At 69.8% G+C, this 19,585-nt stretch carries 15 protein-coding genes, 1 tRNA gene and 1 pseudogene; 8 read left to right on the forward strand and 9 right to left on the reverse strand.

The features are described 5' to 3' along the window. The first annotated feature begins 51 nt into the window (after positions 1 to 51). The 4 genes and pseudogenes from QF037_RS10075 to QF037_RS50925 form a co-directional block, all read left to right on the forward strand. The gene (locus tag QF037_RS10075; RefSeq protein WP_307023770.1) at positions 52 to 1,104 is read left to right on the forward strand and encodes a zinc-dependent alcohol dehydrogenase; all 1,053 of its coding nucleotides are present in this window, start codon (positions 52 to 54) and stop codon (positions 1,102 to 1,104) included. A gap of 46 nt (positions 1,105 to 1,150) precedes the next feature. Beyond that, positions 1,151 to 2,116, forward strand: coding sequence for a hypothetical protein (locus tag QF037_RS10080; protein ID WP_307023772.1), 966 nt, complete (start codon positions 1,151 to 1,153; stop codon positions 2,114 to 2,116). Positions 2,117 to 2,120: 4 nt separating this feature from the next. Further along, on the forward strand, positions 2,121 to 3,446 hold the full coding sequence (locus QF037_RS10085; RefSeq protein ID WP_307023774.1) for a hypothetical protein: 1,326 nt from the start codon (positions 2,121 to 2,123) through the stop codon (positions 3,444 to 3,446). A gap of 62 nt (positions 3,447 to 3,508) precedes the next feature. After that, positions 3,509 to 4,210 (forward strand): annotated as a pseudogene (locus QF037_RS50925) (EamA family transporter); the annotation flags it as partial. Positions 4,211 to 4,367: 157 nt separating this feature from the next. Here the strand turns inward: QF037_RS50925 and QF037_RS10095 are convergent. Further along, positions 4,368 to 4,455: transfer RNA gene (locus tag QF037_RS10095), tRNA-Leu, on the reverse strand. A 218-nt stretch (positions 4,456 to 4,673) separates the two neighbouring features. Then, the gene (locus QF037_RS10100) at positions 4,674 to 5,351 is read right to left on the reverse strand and encodes a GntR family transcriptional regulator (RefSeq protein ID WP_307023777.1); all 678 of its coding nucleotides are present in this window, start codon (positions 5,349 to 5,351) and stop codon (positions 4,674 to 4,676) included. Positions 5,352 to 5,651: 300 nt separating this feature from the next. On the opposite strand from QF037_RS10100, the gene QF037_RS10105 reads away from it, so the two are divergent. Both QF037_RS10105 and QF037_RS10110 read left to right on the forward strand, forming a co-directional pair. Beyond that, complete coding sequence (locus QF037_RS10105) at positions 5,652 to 6,623, forward strand: 2-dehydropantoate 2-reductase (protein ID WP_307023779.1); 972 nt, start codon at positions 5,652 to 5,654, stop codon at positions 6,621 to 6,623. Between the two features lie 258 nt (positions 6,624 to 6,881). Further along, on the forward strand, positions 6,882 to 7,307 hold the full coding sequence (locus tag QF037_RS10110; RefSeq protein WP_307023781.1) for a PAS domain S-box protein: 426 nt from the start codon (positions 6,882 to 6,884) through the stop codon (positions 7,305 to 7,307). 72 nt (positions 7,308 to 7,379) lie between these two features. On the opposite strand, the gene frc is transcribed toward QF037_RS10110, so the two are convergent. After that, a complete protein-coding gene (gene frc, locus QF037_RS10115) occupies positions 7,380 to 8,636 on the reverse strand; it encodes a formyl-CoA transferase (protein WP_307023783.1) in 1,257 nt (418 codons plus the stop codon). A 29-nt stretch (positions 8,637 to 8,665) separates the two neighbouring features. Continuing rightward, positions 8,666 to 10,414, reverse strand: coding sequence for an oxalyl-CoA decarboxylase (oxc, locus tag QF037_RS10120; protein WP_307023785.1), 1,749 nt, complete (start codon positions 10,412 to 10,414; stop codon positions 8,666 to 8,668). A gap of 257 nt (positions 10,415 to 10,671) precedes the next feature. Between oxc and QF037_RS10125 the strand changes: the two genes are divergently transcribed. After that, entirely contained in the window at positions 10,672 to 12,255 is a 1,584-nt protein-coding gene (locus tag QF037_RS10125; protein ID WP_307023787.1) for a FadD7 family fatty acid--CoA ligase, read from the forward strand. 21 nt (positions 12,256 to 12,276) lie between these two features. On the opposite strand, the gene QF037_RS10130 is transcribed toward QF037_RS10125, so the two are convergent. The 5 genes from QF037_RS10130 to QF037_RS10150 form a co-directional block, all read right to left on the reverse strand. Further along, the gene (locus QF037_RS10130; RefSeq protein ID WP_307023789.1) at positions 12,277 to 13,209 is read right to left on the reverse strand and encodes a LysR family transcriptional regulator; all 933 of its coding nucleotides are present in this window, start codon (positions 13,207 to 13,209) and stop codon (positions 12,277 to 12,279) included. Positions 13,210 to 13,377: 168 nt separating this feature from the next. After that, positions 13,378 to 13,590, reverse strand: coding sequence for a formate dehydrogenase subunit delta (locus QF037_RS10135; protein WP_307023790.1), 213 nt, complete (start codon positions 13,588 to 13,590; stop codon positions 13,378 to 13,380). Between the two features lies 1 nt (position 13,591). Continuing rightward, positions 13,592 to 16,408, reverse strand: a complete 2,817-nt coding sequence (fdhF, locus tag QF037_RS10140; RefSeq protein ID WP_307023792.1) for a formate dehydrogenase subunit alpha — start codon at positions 16,406 to 16,408, stop codon at positions 13,592 to 13,594. Then, complete coding sequence (locus QF037_RS10145; protein ID WP_307023793.1) at positions 16,405 to 18,084, reverse strand: formate dehydrogenase beta subunit; 1,680 nt, start codon at positions 18,082 to 18,084, stop codon at positions 16,405 to 16,407. The genes fdhF and QF037_RS10145 overlap by 4 nt, the downstream gene beginning before the upstream one ends. 2 nt (positions 18,085 to 18,086) lie before the next feature. Continuing rightward, positions 18,087 to 18,560 (reverse strand): NAD(P)H-dependent oxidoreductase subunit E, encoded by a 474-nt coding sequence (locus QF037_RS10150; protein WP_266820658.1) that lies wholly within the window; start codon positions 18,558 to 18,560, stop codon positions 18,087 to 18,089. Between the two features lie 302 nt (positions 18,561 to 18,862). Between QF037_RS10150 and QF037_RS10155 the strand changes: the two genes are divergently transcribed. After that, entirely contained in the window at positions 18,863 to 19,552 is a 690-nt protein-coding gene (locus tag QF037_RS10155) for a GntR family transcriptional regulator (RefSeq protein WP_307023795.1), read from the forward strand. Positions 19,553 to 19,585 lie beyond the last annotated feature (33 nt).

The raw sequence follows: 19,585 nt of genomic DNA on the forward strand, positions 1-19,585 counted from the left end.
GCTACCCCGGGCCCGGACCGAAGCCCTCCCCGACCTCCTGGAGCACCGACCATGGCCGAAGAGGCACGCATGAAAGTCGCCGCACTGGACGGACCCGGCGTCAGCCGGATCATCGAGAAACCGTTGCCGCGCATCGCCGAGGACTACGTCCTGGTGAAGGTGGTCGCGGCCCCGATGTGCAACGAGCATCTGGCGTACGAACACGGGGACTTCCGCGACCGCAACCGCTGGGACTCCCTCGGGCACGAGGCGGCCGGCGAGGTGGTCGAGGCCCGTGTCGGCAGCCCGTTCCGGCCGGGTGACCGGGTGGTCGTGCTCAGCGGCTATCCGTGCGGGCGCTGCGCGCTGTGTGTCTCCGGGCGGTACGCGCACTGCGCCGACACCGAGGACCCCCTCGCGGTGTGCTCGGGCGAATCGGGTGAGTGCGGCTTCGCGCAGTACATGATCAAGCGGGAGCGTCTGCTGCTGCGAATCCCCGACGGGATGCCGTACGAGCATGCCGCGATGGCCTGTTGCGGGATGGGCGCGACGTACACGGCGATGGAGAACATGGGGGTCGCCGCCGGCCACACGGTCCTGGTCACCGGGCTCGGTCAGGTGGGGCTCGGCGCCGTGATCAACGGGCAGGCCAGAGGTGCCCGGGTGATCTGCGCCGGCCGCAGCCCCTACCGCCGGGAGCTGGCACGGCAGTTGGGCGCGGAGCTGATCGTCGACCTGGGGACACCGGACGCGGCCCTGGCCGCCGTACGGGACTTCACCGGGGGCAAGGGCGTCGACCACGTCATCGACTGCTCGGCGCAGGCCGGCCACCAGCGGTTCGGGCTGGACGCCGCGGGGCGCGGCGGGCGGGTCACCTTCCTCGGGGAATCCGGCGAACTGTCGCTCCACGTCGACCAGGACCTGATCCAGAAGGGCGTCACCCTCTACGGCAGCCTCGATCTGTATCTGCAGCACGCGCCGGGAATGCTCGACGTCATTTCCCGTACGGGACCGCTCATCGACCGGTTCATCACGCACACCTTTCCGCTCGACGAGATCGAGCAGGCCTGGAAACTCCAGCTCACCAGAGAATGCGGAAAGATCATTCTGCATCCGTGGCGCTGAACGCCCGACCGGAGCCGAACGGCCGTACACCCACGGAGGTTTGAGGATGCCCGAGAACAACGAGACCCACGACCCGAACACACCGCTCTATGTCGGCACCCGGAAGTTCCTCGGAAGGCGTGACCTGGTCCTGTCGTTCTACACGACGAAATGCCAGTTCCAGTGCACGTATTGCGCGCTGCCGAGCCGCTCGGCGTCGTTCGAGGTGACGGCCGAGCAGATCAACAACCAGATCGACCACGTCTTCGACTCCAGGGCCGGTGAACTGGACGGCTTCCGCCAGCTGTGCTTCGGCAACGAGGGCTCCGCTCTCGATCCGAGGCGCTTCCACCGCGAGTCCGTCGACCATCTGCTGCACCGCGCCCGGGAGATGGAGAACCTGGAGGTCCTCTCCATCGAGACGCGCCCCGAGTACGTCAAGCGTGACTACCTGGAGCACATCGCCAGGACCACCCACGCCCCCCGGATCGACGTGACGGTCGGCTTCGAGACACAGGACGACTTCATCCGGCAGACGGTCCTGAAGAAGAAGATCTCCCGCCGGGTGATGGAGGACCGGGTCGCGCTCCTCGGCGAGTTGGGGATCCGGCTCACCTCGTACGTCCTGATCAAGCCGGCGCCGCGGATGACGGACGAACACGGGGTGCGCGAGGCCGTCGCCACGATGGAGTACCTGAAAGAGCTCTGCGACCGTCACGGCACCGAATTGGTGATCTATCTGACGCCCACCTATGTGGCCGAGGGCTCCTATCTTCAGCAGACCACACAGCCGGGCGACTGGACCCCGCCCACCATTCAGGGAATCTTCGATGTCGTGGTGGCCGGACATTCCATGGGGCTGCCCGTCTACACGGGCCTGTGGAGCGAGGAACTCGCCGACGAGAGCACCGACTTCCGCGGCCGCGAGGGCTACGACCCCGAACTGCGCAAGGCCATGGTCCGCTTCAATCGCGACCATGACTTCAGCCACCTGCTGCCTTTCACGCCGGCGCAGTTGGCGCTGGCGGGGTAGGGCCGTGCGCGCGTACCGTAATCTTCTCAAGCAACTGTCCGAGGACGCCCCCGAGAAGCTCACCCGGCTGTCCGCGGAATTCCTCGCCGCGCAGACGCGATGGCTGCTCGAAAGGGATGAGATATACGTCCTCGAGCAGGTGAACAAATACGTTCCCGTCATGACTGGACTGTCCACGGAGGCCGTGGCCCGCGCGGCCGACCGGGCACTGGAGCGGGGTGTGGTCGACGACTTCTGCTTCCTGTACGCGCACCTGCCGTCGGCCGGGCGTCCGGATCCCGCCCGCATCGACCGGGCCTGTGCCCGGCTGGCGCGACGCGGCAACGCGGGCGGCATCGAGCAGATCATCGGGGCGACCGGGGTGCGCCCCGCTCTCGACGAGGAAACGGTCCTGCGGTCGTACAACGTCCTGGTGGCCGCCGGCCGCCTCGGCGCCGTGGACTACATGCGTCAACTCTCCGGCGTCCCCGTCCGGTTCGACGCGGACGCCGCGGCCACCGGCATCCGCGCGCTCCTGGCGAGCGGCCGCCACGGCCCGCTGCGCAAGCTGGCCCGCCTCGCCGACGTCGAGGTCCGCCTCGACGCCCGGGAGATCCACCGAGCCGTCGCCGAGGCCGTCACCGACGGCACTCTGCACGACCTGGCCGCGGCCCTCGCCAGTCTGCGCCCCGCTCCTCGTATCGAGGGCTTCACCGCGGTGTTCCGACGCCTGGTGTCCGAGGCGCGCTTCGCCGAACTGCCCGCCCTGTTCACGGTGTTCGCGGACGCCGACTGGCAGGCCCTCGATGCCCGCATGTGGCACCTGCTGCTGACCTCGGGCAGCGCGCCCGCCGTACGCTTCGCCTTCGAGCGCTGCGAGGACGCCGGCCTGCTCGCCCGACAGGCCCCGGACGCCTATGCGTTGGGTGTCTCGTCCGGCGACCGTCTCCTGGTCAGGCTGGCGTGCGAGCGCGGCGGACTACCGCTGCGCACCGAGGACGCGCGGGGGTTGCTCGGCGACGCCCTGGAGGACGGGGACGCCCCGTGGCTCGACTTCGTCGCCGCCCGGCGCACCAGGCTGCCCGCCGTCGACCCCGATCGCGCCCAGCTCTACCTCGCCCGGCAGGCGGCCACCCGACCGCAGCGCGTGCGGCGCGACGCCGAGGCACTGGGCGTGCCCTGGATCCCCGAGGCCGGCGCGTGGCTGCTCGCCCTCGCCGAAGGCCGCCACGAGGCGGCCCTGGCGGGCCTCGGGGACGCCGGCGCGCACCCGGTCGCCGCCCTGGTCGCCCACCTGCCGGACCCCGCCGATCCCGCAGGCCTCCCAGCCGACGGAGCGCACGCCTCATGAAACTCCCGCACGACCCGGACACAGGTTCCCGCTACCGGGGGACGGCCCTCGCTCTGGTGGCCATGGCCAGCGTGCAGACCGGGGCCGGCACCTCCAGTCACCTCTTCGACAAGTTCACGCCCGCGGGCACCGCCTGGCTGCGCCTGACCTGGGCGGCAGTGGTCCTGTGGCTCATCGCCCGGCCCCGCCTGCGCGGCCGCGACCGTCGTGAGGTCGGCACCGCCTTGCTGCTCGGTGCGGTCAGCGGACTGCTCACCCTGCTCTACTTCGAGGCCGTGGTGCGCATCCCGCTCGGCACCGCCACGGCCCTGGAGTTCCTCGGCCCGCTGGGGGTGGCCGTGGCGGGCCTGCGGCGCCGGATCGACGTGTTGTGGCCGCTGACCGCGGCGGCCGGCGTGCTCGCCCTGACCCGGCCCTGGAGCGGTGAGGTCGATCTGGCCGGAGTCGGCTTCGCGCTCGGGGCGGCGGCGGGCTGGGCCGGCTACATCCTGCTGACCAAACGGGTCGGCGCCCAGTTCACCGGTCTCGGCGGCCTGGCCGTCTCCATGGCGGCGGCCTCCGCGGTGACCCTGCCGTTCGCCGACGCCGGTCACATCGTCAGTCACATGGACCCGCAGGCCTTCGCCCTGTCCGCCCTGGCGGCACTGCTGCTGCCGATCCTGCCGTACGCCGCCGAGATGGTCGCCCTGCGCAATCTGCCCACGCCGGTCTTCGGCACCCTGATGAGCCTGGAACCCGCCATCGGAACCGTCGTCGGCTTCGCACTCCTTGCCGAACAGCCCTCGTGGGCCCAGAGCGCGGGCATCGTGCTGGTCACCGTCGCCGGGATGGGGGCGGTGCGCAGCGAGGCCCGACAGGCCGTGGGCGACATCGGCAGTCCTGGGCCAAAGCAAAAGACCCCTGATGAACAGGGGTCTCAGCTGGTGTCCGAGGGGGGACTTGAACCCCCACGCCCGATAAAGGGCACTAGCACCTCAAGCTAGCGCGTCTGCCATTCCGCCACCCGGACTAGGTGTCTGCCGCCTGGCCGGGGTGTTCCCCCGCGGCGACATGGACAACAATACCAAGCTTTGGGAGTGCCTTTCACCTGCATATCCGTGCCTCGGGCGGCGCTTCCGGGCCCCGGTGCGGAGCGCTTCCGAGGGCTCACCAGGAGCGACGGAATGATGACGCGGGGTCTCTGATCGTCGGGCATGCGGGGACCTGTACCCGGGGTCGGTCGGACCCTTACTTGTCGCGCCCGTGGTACATCTTCCGCGTGTGTTCCGTGTGGGCCCGCATGACCGCCGTGGCGCGCTGCTCGTCGCGGTCCGCGATCGCCGCGATCAGCTCACGGTGCTCGATCCAGGACTGCTGTCCGCGCTGCCGGGCGACCGGCGTGTAGTACCAGCGGACCCGGCGGTCGACCTGTGCCGCCAGCTCGGCGAGGACGGCGTTGCCGGCCAGTTCCATGATCTTCGCGTGGAGCCGGGCGTTCATCGCGACAGCGCGGTCCACGTCGTCGTCGGCGACCGCGCGCTCGCCCTCCGCGCACATCTCCTCGAGCACACCGATGGCGGCCTTGCCCGCGTCGGCCGCGGCGAGCCGGGCGGCTTCGGCCTCCAACAGCGTACGGACGGTGAGGAGTTGGTCCGCCTCCTCCTCGGTGGGTTCATGCACGAACGCCCCCTGGGCGGGCCGCAGATCGACCCATCCCTCGGTGCTGAGGCGTTGCAGTGCCTCGCGCACGGGCTGCCGGGAGACGCCGAGGTGGCCGGCGAGCTCGCTCTCGACCAAGTGCTGGCCTGGCTGGAGCGCTCGGGTCGTGATGAGTTCGAGCAGCGCCTCGTAGACACGGTCGCGCAGTGGGCCGGGGCGTTCGAGCTTGGGCACCGCACCCTGCGGCAGTCCTGTCATCGACAACATCACGGGCCCTCCTCAGCAGCGTCATCGCTGTATGCGAGAGCCAAGTATGGATTGGCTTTCGCCTACAGTCTACGGCGCACAAACCGCTGGACACCCGGGAGTTGGGCCTTTCCCGGCGGGCCGTACCAGCAGCTCACGAGCGCGGATGAGCAAACAACCCGTGCTTCCCACGCGCCACGGACGGCCGTCGGAGTGCCGTCCCAAACTCTTGCTGGCGCACGTTCCATCCTGTAGACAATATTTCGTCGACAGATTTCGACAGTTCCGCGGTACACCCTCGACCGAACGGAGCGCCACCCAGTGAAAGTCGCAGTCCTCGGCGCCGGAGCCATCGGCGCCTACGTCGGCGCCGCCCTGCACCGCGCAGGCGCCGACGTCCACCTCATCGCCCGTGGACCGCACCTCGCGGCCATGAGGCGCAACGGTGTACAAGTCCTCAGCCCCCGCGGGGACTTCACCGCCCACGCCCACGCCACCGACAACCCACAGGAGATCGGGCCCGTCGACTACGTCTTCCTCGGGCTCAAGGCCAACTCGTACGCGGCGTGCGGGCCGCTCATCGAGCCGCTCCTGAACGACACCACGGCCGTCATCGCCGCCCAGAACGGCATCCCCTGGTGGTACTTCCACCACCACGGCGGATCCCACGACGGACAGCGCATCGAGAGCGTCGATCCGGGCGGGGCGGTCAGTGCGGTGCTCGCCCCCGAACGCGCCATCGGATGCGTCGTCTACGCCGCCACCGAACTCGAAGGCCCCGGCGTCGTCCGCCACCTGGAAGGCACCCGCTTCTCCATCGGCGAACCCGACCGGTCGGCCTCCGAGCGCTGTCAGGCCTTCAGTGAGGCCATGCAGGCCGGTGGACTCAAGTGCCCCGTCGAGAAGGACCTGCGCAACGACATCTGGCTCAAGCTGCTCGGCAACATCAGCTTCAACCCGATCAGCGCCCTGTCCCGCGCCACCATGCGCCAGATGTGCCACCACGGCGGCACCCGCCAAGTCATCGAAACGATGATGCGGGAGACCCTGGCCGTCGCCGAGGCACTCGGCTGCGACATCGGGATCTCCATCGAACGCCGGCTGGCCGGCGCCGAACGCGTCGGCGACCACCGCACCTCCACCCTCCAGGATCTGGAGGCGGGCAAGCCTCTCGAACTCGACGTCCTGCTCGCCGCGGTCGTGGAACTGGCCGACATCACCGGCGTCGAGGTGCCCACCCTGAGAACCGTCCACGCCATCAGCGACCTCCTCGCCCACCGGACCGCCGCTTGAGACGGCCCGACTCGCCGCCACAGGACGGCACTCCCATGAACGTGCACGCGGATGCGGATCGCATCGCCCTGCGGGGCGCGGCCACCCAGGGCTGACCGGCCCTCCGCTGCACGACGGCGGGACCTCTACCGGCGGGGAGCGCCCCCTGCGTCGGAGGGGTCCCGCCTCAGTTGTTGAGACCTGGATCCTGTATACGATCCTCTGTATACTGCCGACCTGTACTCGATCACCATCCAACGGCCCCGGCTCGGAGGCGACATGGAAGATCTGAACCCCGATGTGGTGCTGGGCATGGCCGCCCAGGCGCCCGACGGCATAGTGATCGTCGACGGCGAGGGACTGATCCGCTACTGGAACCGGGGTGCGGAGCGCATCTTCGGGTTCTCGGCGGCCGACGTGGACGGTCGCAGCCTGGACGTCATCATTCCCGAGCGACACCGCAAGCGGCACCAGGAGGGCTTCGATGAGGCCATGGAGCGGGGGTACAGCAAGTACGGGGACGCGGACCTGCTGAACGTGCCCGCGCTGGCGGCGGACGGCCGCAAGCTGTCCATTGAGTTCAGCGTGGTGCTGCTGCCGGGCCCCGACGGCAGCACGTATGTCGGTGCGGTCATCCGGGACGTGACCGCTCGCCGTGAGCGGGAGCGGGAGTTGATGCGGCGACGGGCCGAGGCCTCGGTCTGAGCCCCGGCGGACCGCATACCGAAGCGGCCGTGGCCCGAAGGCCACGGCCGCTTCCGCGTCGTCGGACTCAGGTCAGACGATGACGCCGCTCTCCTTCAGCCGGCCGATGGTCTCCTCGTCGTAGCCGAGCTCGACCAGGACCTCGGAGCTGTGCTCGCCGAGCAGCGGGGCGCCGGTGACGTCCGGCTTGAAGGAGGAGAACTTCACCGGGCTGCCGACCGTCAGATAGGTGCCGCGCTCCTTCTGCTCGACCTCGACGACGGTGCCGCTGCGGCGCAGGCCCTCGTCGTAGGCGATCTCCTTCATGCTCATCACGGGGGCGCAGGGCACCTCCCACTCCCGCAGGATGTTGACGGCCTCGTACTTGGTCTTGTCCGCGAGCCACTTCTCGATCTCCTCGAAGATCTCGAAGATGTGCGACTGCCGGGCGCGCGCGGTGGCGTACTCCGGGTCCTCGGCCCACTCGGGGTGGCCGATCGCCTCGGCGGTGCGCTTCCAGTTCTGCTCCTGGACGGTGAAGTAGATGTACGCGTTCGGGTCGTTCTCCCAGCCCTTGCACTTGAGCACCCAGCCGGGCTGGCCACCGCCGCCCGCGTTGCCGCCGCGCGGCACCACGTCGGTGAACTCGCCGTTCGGGTACTGCGGGTACTCCTCCAGGTAACCGACCCGCTCCAGCCGCTGCTGGTCGCGCAGCTTGACGCGGCAGAGATTGAGAACGGCGTCCTGCATGGAGACGGACACCTTCTGGCCCTTGCCGGTCCTGTTCCGGTCGATGATCGCGGTGAGGATGCCGATCGCCAGGTGCATACCGGTGTTGGTGTCGCCGAGGGCGGCACCGGAGATGGTCGGCGGGCCGTCCCAGAACCCGGTGGTGGAGGCGGCGCCGCCCGCGCACTGGGCGACGTTCTCGTAGACCTTGAGGTCGTTCCAGGAGGACTGGTCGTTGAAGCCCTTGACCGAGCCGAAGATCAGGCGCGGGTTGAGCTCCTGGATGCGCTCCCAGGTGAAGCCCATCCGGTCCAGGGCGCCCGGACCGAAGTTCTCCACCAGGACGTCGGCGCCCTCGATGAGCTTCTCCAGGACCTCCTTGCCCTCGGCGGTCTTGGTGTTGATGGCGAGGGAGCGCTTGTTGCTGTTGAGCATCGTGAAGTAGAGCGCGTCGAGGTCCTCGATGTCCCTGAGCTGACGGCGCGTCACATCGCCGCCGTTGGGACGCTCCACCTTCAGGACGTCGGCGCCGAACCAGGCGAGCATCTGGGTGCAGGCGGGACCGGCCTGGACCCCGGTGAAGTCGATCACCTTGATTCCGGCGAGCGGCTTGTCACTCATGTGTGCTTCCTTTTCGTGAAGTTGCGTGGTCACTTCTTGGCCGGCGTGATGTTGCCGACGGTGATGCCCTTGGGGTTGAGGTGGGAGATGTGGCCGCTCTCGGTGCCGGCCGACGGGTCGATCACGCAGTCGATGAGCGCCGGACCGCCGGAGGCGAGGGCCTCGGTCAGGGCGGCGGTGACCTCGGCGGGGGTGGTGGCGCGGTAGCCCTTGCCGCCGAACGACTCGATGAGCAGGTCGTGGCGGGCCGCCGACATCAGGGTGGTGGGAGAGGGCGCGTCGTCGTACGGGTTGACGTCGTCGCCGCGGTAGACACCGCCGTTGTTCATGATCACGGTGACGACGGGCAGCCGGTAGCGGCAGATCGTCTCGATCTCGATGCCGCTGAACCCGAAGGCGCTGTCGCCCTCGATGGCGACGACCGGTGCGCCGCTCTCGACGGCGGCGGCGATGGCGTACCCCATCCCGATGCCCATGACACCCCAGGTGCCGCTGTCCAGACGGTGGCGCGGCACATGCATGTCGATGACGTTGCGCGCGATGTCCAGGGCGTTGGCACCCTCGTTGACGATGTACGTCTCCGGGTGCCGGCGCACGACGTCGCGTACGGCCTTGAGGGCGCCCATGAACTGCATGGGTTGCGGGTCGGCCTCCAGGCGCTTGGCCATCTTGGCGACGTTCTGCGCCGAGCGCTCCCCCAGTTCGTCGCGCCAGGCCGAAGGGGCCTGGATCTGGCCGGGCTTGGTGCGTTCGGCGAGCACGTCGAGCACCGACTCGATGTCCCCGACGAGGGGGGCGGAGATGGGCTGGTTGCTGTCCATCTCCTTGGGGTCGATGTCGATCTGGATGAACTTGGCGTCGGGGTTCCACCCCGTCTGCCCGTGGCCGAGGAGCCAGTTGAGGCGGGCGCCGACGAGCATCACGACGTCGGCCTTCTTCAGCGCCAGGGAACGGGCGGTGGCGGCCGACTGCGGGTGGTCGTCGGGCAGCAGGCCCTTCGCCATCGACATCGGTACGTAGGGGATGCCGGTCGACTCGATGAACTCCCGTACCTTGGCGTCCGCCTGGGCGTACGCCGCGCCCTTGCCGAGCACCACCAGCGGGCGTTCGGCGGAGGCCAGCAGCTCGATCGCGCGGTCCACGGCCTCCGGCGCGGGCAGTTGGCGCGGCGCGGGGTCGACGAGACGGCTCAGCGTGCGGTCGCCCTCGGCCTTGGGCATGATGGCGCCGAGTACCGCGGCGGGGATGTCGAGGTAGACACCGCCGGGGCGTCCGGAGATCGCGGTGCGCAGGGCGCGGGCGATGCCGCGGCCGATGTCCTCCACGCGGCTGACCCGGTAGGCGGCCTTCACGAAGGGCTGGGCGGCGGCGAGTTGGTCCATCTCCTCGTAGTCGCCCTGCTTGAGGTCGACGAGGTGGCGCTCGCTGGAGCCGGAGATCTGGACCATGGGGAAGCAGTTGGTGGTCGCGTTCGCCAGCGCGACCAGGCCGTTGAGGAAGCCGGGGGCCGACACCGTCAGGGCGACGCCGGGCTTCTTGTTGAGGTAGCCGGCGATGGCCGCCGCGTGTCCGGCGTTGCTCTCGTGACGGAACCCGATGTAGCGGATGCCCTGGGCCTGGGCGAGGCGGGCCAGGTCGGTGATCGGGATGCCGACCACGCCGTAGATGGTGTCGACGTCGTTCATCTTGAGCGCGTCGACGACCAGGTGGTACCCGTCGGTGAGCTCGGTCGGAACGTCGGCTGCTGCCGCGGTCTCCAGTGGCGAGGGGGCGGTCATGGTCCGAGGTCCTCCTTGGGCAGATCCTGCCGGAGCGGCTACTGCTCTCACCATCCGCAGCGCGTCCGCCGGCGTCCAAGACCCATCGGCGACCAGCCGATAACCAACTTCTATCGACGGCCGCCCAGGGCCCTCGCAACTGCCTTGATAGACGCCTGCTATCGGCCGTTCGCCAGTGGGTATTGGACGTGCGTCGCAGGTCACCGCAGGCTCGCAGAGGACCGAAGCATCGGACCTGGGCGCGAGGGGGTGGGGTCATGGCCGTTCCGGCCGCGGCATCCGTGCGCGACGCGAACCGATACCGGCCTCCGGCGGTCACGGGCCTCGTCGATCTCCTCGACGCGCAGGTGCGTGAACGCCCGTACGCCCGGGCCCTGGTGGTCACCGGGGAGCGAGTGCACCTGTCCTACCGGGGTCTCGCGGCCCTGGCGGACGGCGTGGCGGCGCGGCTCGGCGGTACGGGGTTGCGCCGCGGTGACGCGGTCGGCCTGATCTGCGCCAACACCGCGGAGTTCGTCGTCGCGCTCCTGGGAGCGGCGCGGGCCGGTCTGGTGGCGGCCCCCTTGGACCCGGCATTGCCCGCGCCCCAACTCGCGGCGCGTGTACATGCGTTGGGGGCGCGGGCGGCCCTGCTGGGACCGGCCGCGACGAACGCCGCCCCGCTGCCGGTTCCGGCCTGGCCGCTGCGCGTGGACGTCTCCCGCGCGGGGACGGCGGCCGTCGCGTTCGAGCCCGGCACGTGCGCGGCGCCCCAAGGCAGTGGGGCGGCAGGTGAGTTGTCCTCCCAGGACGCGCTCGTTCTCTTCACCGCCGGTACCACCGAGCGGGCGAAGATGGTTCCGCTCACCCATGCCAACGTGGCCGCGTCCGTCCACCGCCTGTGCCTCACCTACGAGTTGGGGCCTGGCGACGCCACGGTCGCGGTGATGCCGTTCTTCCACGGTCACGGGCTGTTCGCGGCACTGCTGGCCTCCCTGGCCAGCGGAGGCTGTGTGCTGCTGCCCGAGCGGGGCCGGTTCACGGCAGGCACGTTCTGGAACGACATGCGCGCCGTGGGCGCCACCTGGTTCACCGCGGCCCCGGCCATCCACGAGATCCTGCTGGACCGGTCGGAGCGGGAGTACCCGGGCCCGCAGGCGCAGGCCCTGAAGTTCGTACGCAGTGGCAGTGCTCCTCTCAACCCGGCGACCCAGCGGGCGCTGGAGCGTACGTTCGGGGCGCCATTGCTGTCCGCGTACGGGATGACGGAGTCCTCGCACCAGGCGGCCAGCGAGCCGCTGCCGGGGCGGGGTGTGCTGAAGCACGGTTCGGTCGGGCGGCCGACCGGTGTGGAGATCCGCGTGCTCGACCGCGGTGGGCGGGCCTGCCCGGTGGGTGTCGAGGGCGAGTTGTGGGTGCACGGCCCCACCGTCGCGCGCGGCTATCTCGGCGACCGGGAGGAGACGGCGTACACCTTCGTCGACGGCTGGTTGCGCACCGGCGACCTGGGCATTCTGGACGCGGACGGGTACCTGTCCCTGACCGGTCGTATCAAGAACCTCATCAACCGCGGCGGCGAGAAAATCTCGCCCGAACATGTCGAGGACATCCTCACCGGGTGCCCGGGGGTCGCCGACGCGGCCGTGTTCGCCGTGCCCGACACGGTGTACGGGCAGCGGGTGGGCGCCGCCGTGGTGGTGCGGGAGAGCGAGGGCGTGGGGCCCGGGGAGATCCTGCGGTACTGCCGTGACCGGCTGGCCGCGTTCGAGGTGCCGGACCGGCTCGAGCTGGTCACCGCGCTGCCGTACACCGCGAAGGGCGGGCTGGACCGAAAGGCGGTGCAGGCGCGTTTCGCACCCTGACACCGGCTTCGGACGGCGGGCTCAGCGCACGCGGTGCTCGCTGGGCAGCGGGCGGGCGAAGAAGTCGTCCAGGGACAGGCCGGTCGCCGCGTTGACGAAGGCGCGGGCGGCGACCGAGCCGGGGGTCGCGGCGTGGATCGCCACGGACACCTGCGCGCCGGCCTCCGGGTCGACCAGGGGCAGCGCTCTGGTCCGGCCGATGACGGGCATCGCCCGCAGCCAGGTGTGCGGCACGATGCTGGCCCACTCGCCGCCGCCGACGTGCGCGTAGAGGGAGGCGATGGAGTCCGTCTCGACCTGTGGGGTGACCACGAGCCCCTTCTCGGCGAACACGGTGTCCACGATCTGCCGGATCCGCATGTCGGGCGTCAGCAGCGCGAGCGGCAACTGGGCCGCGTCCGCCCATGTCACGGTCGAGGACTGCGCCGCCAGATGGTCGTCGGACACCAGCAGCATGTAGCGCTCCTGGTAGAGGGGTACGACCTGGAGGCCCTCCTGGTCGTCGGGGTCGAAGTGGGCGATCGCCACGTCGAGTTCGTAGTCGCGCAGCTGACGGTGGAGCTCCTTCGTCGACAGCCGGGAGCGCACCTGCACCTTGGCGAGGGGGTGGGCGGCGCAGAACGCGGCCACGGGGAGCGCCAGGGTCGTGGACGCCGTGGGGTCCGTGCCGAGCCGCAGCGTGCCCGTGATGCCGGACTGCACGGCGGCCACCTCCGCCTTGAACGCGTCCTGTTCGGCGAGAATCCGTTTGGCCCATACGACGAGCCGCTCGCCTTCGGGAGTGAGGCCCTGGTAGTTGTGCCCGCGGTTGATGAGCGTGACGTTCAGCTCCCGCTCCAGCTTGGCTATCGCCGCCGACAGCGCGGGCTGGGAGACGTAACAGGCTTCCGCCGCCCGGGCGAAGTGGCGTTCCCGCGCCACCGCCACGAAGTACTCGAGCTGCCGGAACAGCATGAACGACTCCTCTCTGCCCGAGGCCGCCCCACCTAGCTCCATACTGTATGCAGTATTTGGGATATGTACAGGGGAGAAAGTCGGGCCCGGTGCACGAACTGTATGCCGACCGGCATGAGAGCGCCTGCGCCCGCCGCACGTCCCCGCAGCGGGCGCAGGCGCGGTCCTTCAGCGCAGGAGCTTCACCGCGGCCACCACCAGGGGGTCGAGGCCCTCCGCGCCGGCGTCCACGAACTCGTACAGTCTGGTGCGCATGCGCGGGTCCCAGAACCTGCCGATGTGCCCCGCGATCTCCTCGGCAGCCCGCTCCCCCGGCAGATGGCCGAGGTTGCGGGCGATGTCGTTCGCCATCCGGAGCTCGGACGGCACGGTCGCTGTCATCTCAGTCCACCACCGTCACGAGGTCGTTCTCGGCGACTTCACCCTTGCCGGCCCGGTCCGGGCGGGCGAGCCCCACCTGGACGGCGGTCACCTTGTACTCGGGGCAGTTGGTGGCCCAGTCAGAGTTCTCCGTGGTCACCACGTTGGCCCCGGTCACCGGGTGGTGGAAGGTGGTGTAGACGACGCCGGTCGGCATCCGGTCGGAGATCTCCGCGCGCAGGGTCGTCTGCCCGACGCGGCTGGCCAGGGTGACCATGTCACCGTCCTTGATCCCGCGGTCCTCGGCGTCGTGGGGGTGCAGTTCCAGGATGTCCTCGGGGTGCCAGGCGACGTTGCCGGTACGCCGGGTCTGCGCGCCGACGTTGTACTGGCTGAGGATCCGTCCGGTGGTGAGGACCAGCGGGAAACGCCGGGTGCTGCGCTCGTTGGTGGGCACATAGGAGGTGACCACGAACTTGCCCTTGCCGCGCACGAATTCGTCCACGTGCATGATCGGCGTCCCCTCCGGAGCCTCCTCGTTGCACGGCCACTGGACGCTGCCGAGCTTGTCGAGGAGGTCGAAGGAGACGCCGGTGAACGTCGGGGTGACCGAGGCGATCTCGTCCATGATCCGGCTCGGATGGTCGTAGGCCATGGGATACCCCATGGCGGTGGCGATCTCGCTGACGATCTGCCACTCGTGCTTGCCGGTCTTGGGTTTCATGACCGCACGGACGCGGTTGATACGGCGTTCGGCGTTGGTGAAGGTGCCGTCCTTCTCCAGGAACGAGGCCCCGGGCAGGAAGACATGGGCGAACTTGGCCGTCTCGTTGAGGAACAGGTCCTGTACGACGACGAGTTCCATGGCCTTCAGCGCGGACGTGACGTGCTGGAGGTTGGGGTCGGACTGGGCGATGTCCTCGCCGTGGACGAAGAGTCCGCGGAAGGTTCCGTCGATGGCAGCGTCGAACATGTTGGGGATGCGAAGTCCCGGTTCCGCGAGGAGGGTTCCGCCCCAGAGGTTCTCGAAGACGGTGCGTACCGCGTCGTCGGAGACATGCCGGTAGCCGGGCAGCTCGTGCGGGAACGAGCCCATGTCGCAGGATCCTTGGACGTTGTTCTGTCCTCGCAGCGGGTTCACGCCGACGCCGTCGCGGCCGATGTTGCCGCACGCCATCGCCAGGTTCGCCATTCCCATGACCATGGTGGAGCCCTGGCTGTGCTCGGTGACGCCGAGACCGTAGTAGATGGCGCCGTTGGGGGCCTCGGCGTACAGCCTTGCGGCGGCGCGGAGTTCGGCGGCCGGGACGCCGGTGACGGGTTCCACCGCTTCCGGGCTGTTCTCCGGCCGGGCGATGAACTCCGCCCAGTCGTCGAAGCCTTCGCACCTGGCGTCCACGAAGGAACGGTCGACCAGGCCTTCGGTGACGACGACGTGGGCCATCGCGTTGACCACGGCCACGTTGGTGCTGGGCCTGAGCTGAAGGTGGTGCCGGGCCTCGACGTGCGGCGAGCGCACGAGGTCGATGCGGCGCGGGTCGACGACGATCAGCTTGGCGCCCTCGCGCAGCCGGCGCTTCATCCGGGAGGCGAACACCGGGTGCCCGTCCGTGGGATTGGCGCCGATCACCATGATGACATCGGCCTCGGCGACCGAACGGAAGTCCTGGGTGCCCGCCGACTCGCCGAAGGTCTGCTTGAGGCCGTACCCCGTCGGGGAGTGGCAGACGCGGGCGCAGGTGTCGACGTTGTTGTTGCCGAAGGCCGCGCGGACCATCTTCTGGACGACGTAGACCTCTTCGTTGGTGCAGCGCGAGGAGGTGATGGCGCCGACGGAGCTCGTGCCGTACCGGTCCTGGAGCTCGCGCATCCGCCGGGCGACGGTGCCGATCGCCTCGTCCCACTCGACCTCGCGCCAGGGGTCGGTGATCCTTTCGCGGACCATGGGCTTGAGTTGACGGTCGGGGTGGGTGGCGTAGCCGAAGGCGAAGCGGCCCTTCACACAGGAGTGGCCCTCGTTCGCACCGCCGTCCTTGTACGGCACCATGCGCACGAGTTCGTCGCCGCGCAGCTCGGCCTTGAAGGAGCAGCCGACACCGCAGTACGCGCACGTGGTCACAACCGACCGTGTCGGCATGCCGAGTTCGACGACCGAGCGCTCCTGGAGCGTGGACGTCGGGCATGCCTGGACACAGGCGCCGCAGGAGACGCACTCGGAGTCCATGAAGGACTCACCGGCGCCCGCCGAGACCTTGGAGTCGAAGCCGCGGCCCTCGATGGTGAGGGCGAAGGTGCCCTGGACCTCGCCGCAGGCGCGGACGCAGCGGGAGCAGGCGATGCACTTGGCGGGGTCGAAGTCGAAGTAGGGGTTGGAGGTGTCCTTCTCGGCGTCGAGATGGTTCTCGCCCTCGTAGCCGTAGCGGACCTGCCGCAGGCCCACCACGCCTGCCATGTCCTGGAGTTCGCAGTCGCCGTTGGCGGGGCAGGTGAGGCAGTCCAGGGGGTGGTCGGAGATGTAGAGCTCCATGACGCCCTGGCGGAGCTTCTCCACCTTCGGCGTCTGGGTGGTCACCTTCATCCCGTCGGAGCACGGGGTGGTGCAGGACGCCGGAGTGCCGCGCCGCCCGTCGATCTCCACCACGCACAGGCGGCAGGAGCCGAACGCCTCCAGACTGTCCGTGGCACACAACTTGGGTATCTCGACACCGGCCTGCGCCGCGGCGCGCATCACCGAGGTGCCCTCGGGGACGTTCACCGCCAGGCCGTCGATCTCCACCGACACCGTTGCCGGGCCGGGCTGTTCCGGGGTTCCGTAGTCGGGTTCCTTGAGAAGGCTCATGCAGTGCCCTCCGTCCTCACGCCAGTGGCGTTCACGGGTTGGATCTCCAGGAGCCGGCGGCCGCCGTGGAAGTCGTCGGGGAAGTGGGTGAGGGCGCTGCGCACGGGCATCGGGGTCAGTCCGCCCATCGCACACAGCGAGCCGTCGGTCATCAGGTCGCAGAGGTCTTCCAGCAGGGCCAGGTTCTCGTCCCGGTGCGTGCCGGCGACGATCTTGTCGATCACCTCGACACCGCGGACCGAACCGACCCTGCACGGAGTGCACTTGCCGCAGGACTCCTCGGCGCAGAACTCCATGGCGAAGCGGGCCTGGGCGGCCATGTCGACGGTGTCGTCGAAGACCACGATCCCGCCGTGCCCGAGCATCGCACCGGCCTCGGCGAACGCCTCGTAGTCCATCGGCAGATCGAACAGCGAATCGGGCAGATACGCCCCGAGCGGCCCGCCGACCTGCACGGTACGGACCGGGCGGCCCGTGTGGGTGCCGCCTCCGTACTCCTCGATGAGCTCGCGCAGAGTGATACCGAAGGCCGTCTCCACGATGCCGCCGCGGGCGATGTTGCCGCCGAGCTGGAAGACCTGGGTGCCGCGGGAGCGGCCGACTCCGAGGTCCTGGTACGCCTTGGCTCCGTTTGCGAGGACCGTGGGGACGGTGGTGAGGGTCAGCACGTTGTTCACCACGGTCGGCTTGCCGAACAGGCCCTCGATCGCCGGGATCGGCGGCTTCGCGCGGACCATGCCGCGCTTGCCCTCCAGGCTCTCCAGCATGGAGGTCTCCTCGCCGCAGATGTACGCGCCCGCCCCGACGCGTACGTGCAGGTCGAAGTCGAGCGCGGAGCCGAGGACGCCCTTGCCCAACCAGCCTTGGCCACGGGCGAGTTCGATCGCCTCGCGCATCGTGGCGATCGCGTCCGGATACTCGGAGCGGATGTAGAGGTACCCCTCGCTCGCGCCGACCGCGTGCGCGGCGATGGTCATGCCCTCGATGAGCAGGAACGGGTCGCCCTCCATGACCATGCGGTCGGCGAAGGTCCCGCTGTCGCCCTCGTCGGCGTTGCAGCAGACGAACTTCAGCTCGTCGGCGCAGTCCAGCACCGTCTTCCACTTGATACCGGCCGGGAATCCGGCGCCGCCGCGCCCGCGCAGTCCGGACTCGGTGACCTCGGCGACCACGTCCGCAGGGGCGAGTGCGAGGGCGGCGCGCAGTCCGGCGAGGCCGCCGTGCTCGACGTAGTCCTGGGGCGAGAGGGGGTCGATGACGCCGACTCTGGCGAAGGTGACCCGGTTCTGGCGGGCCAGCCAGGGCAGTTCGTCGACGAGGCCGAGCCGCAGCGGGTGGTCCGCACCGTCGAGCAGGCCGGCGGCCAGGAGTCCGTCGACGTCCTCGGGGGTCACCGGGCCGTAGCCGACGCGGCCCCGTGGCGTCACGACCTCGACCATCGGCTCCAGCCAGAGCATGCCACGCGACCCATTGCGTACGACGTCGATGGCGAAGTCCCCGCGCGTGGCAGCACGTTGGAGGGCGGCGGCGACCTCGTCGGCGCCGACGGACCTGGCCGCCGAGTCGCGGGGGACGTAGACCGTCGTCGCGCAGTGCGAGGGGGCGCCGGCCGGGATGTCCGCCGGGCTGCCGGCCGGAACGCCGACCGAGGCGGCGGCCGGGGAGGAGTTGTTCATGATCAGACCGTCCCGTTGAGGATCGAGCCCAGCCGGGCCGGGCCCACTCGTCCGTACAGCCGTCCGTTCGCCTCCACCGACGGCCCCAGCGCGCAGTTGCCCAGGCAGAAGACCTGCTCGACGGTCACGGAGCCGTCGGGCGTCGTCTCGCCCAGGGTGAGTCCGGCCTCGCGTGTGTAGCTCACCAGGCGGTCGGCGCCCAGCGCCTGGCAGGCTTCGGCGCGGCAGATGCGGACCGTGGTGCGGCCCGCGGGCTCACGGCGGAAGTCGTGGTAGAAGGTCACCACTCCGTGGACGTCCGCCCTGGAGAGGTTGAGCTCGTCTGCGAGCACCGGAACCGCTTCCTGCGGCACATGGCCCAACTCTGCCTGTACGGCGTGCAGTACGGGCAGCAGCGCGCCGCGCTGACCCCGGTGATCGGCCACCACCCTCCGGACCACGCTCTCGACCGTCACATCGCTCCCGCTGGTCGTCATGATCGCTTCGCCTTCCATCACACGGGTCCCCGGCGAGGGTTGCAGGAGACTGAGACAATACCCCATACAGGCTTCTGTATACAGACGACAGTCGTAAAGATGCCCAGCACCGAATCCCGTCCGCGAGGCCCAAGAGGCCCACGAGGCCCACGAGGCCCGGAGCCTCAGTCGAGCCCGGCCTGACAGTCAACAGCAGACACCATGTTGCATACCAAAACCTGTATGCTGAAGCCGCCGTCGGCAACCCACTCGGCGGCCACCACTTGGCAAAGCCGTCGGCCCGGCGGCAGAACGGGACAACCATGCGCGAGGCACTCACGGCCGCAGCGTCCCGGCGCGTCACCCGCCCGGCACCACTGCGCCAGGCCGTGTACGACGCCCTGACCGAGCTGATCATCAACGGCTCCCTCAAGCCCGGCCAGCACCTGGTCGAGGCCGAGCTCGCCGAACACCTCGGCGTCAGCCGCCAGCCGGTCCGCGAGGCCCTGCAGCGACTGCAGACGGCCGGCTGGGTCGACCTGCGCCCCGCCCAGGGCGCTTTCGTGCACTCCCCCACCGAGGAGGAGGCCGCCCAACTCCTCGGCGTCCGCTCGGTACTGGAGACCTACTCGGCCCAGCTCGCCGCACAGAACGCCCGGCCCGAGGACATCGAACGTCTCGGTGAGCTCCAGCAGGAAGGCGTCGACGCGCTCGCCGAGGGTGACGTCGACCGCCTCGTCGCGGCCAACACCGCCCTGCACGCCTTCGTCACCTCCATGGCCGCCAACGACGTCCTGGCCGAACTGCTCGCGCAGGTGGGCCAGAAGGTGCGCTGGTACTACACCCCCATCGCCAAGCCCCGCGGCAAGGAGGCCTGGAACGAGCACACCCAGCTCATCAAGGCCATCGCCAAGGGCGACGCGGACCGCGCGGGCGAGGTGATGCGCAAGCACACCGAGCGCACGAGCGACTTCTACCGCAAGCAGATCGCGTCCGGCTCGAACCAGGCCTGACCGCACGGGCCGCCGCTGAACGGGCTTTCCCCG

Origin of the sequence: Streptomyces canus (genome assembly GCF_030815415.1) — a bacterium.
GTDB classification, from domain to species: Bacteria; Actinomycetota; Actinomycetes; order Streptomycetales; family Streptomycetaceae; genus Streptomyces; species Streptomyces canus_F.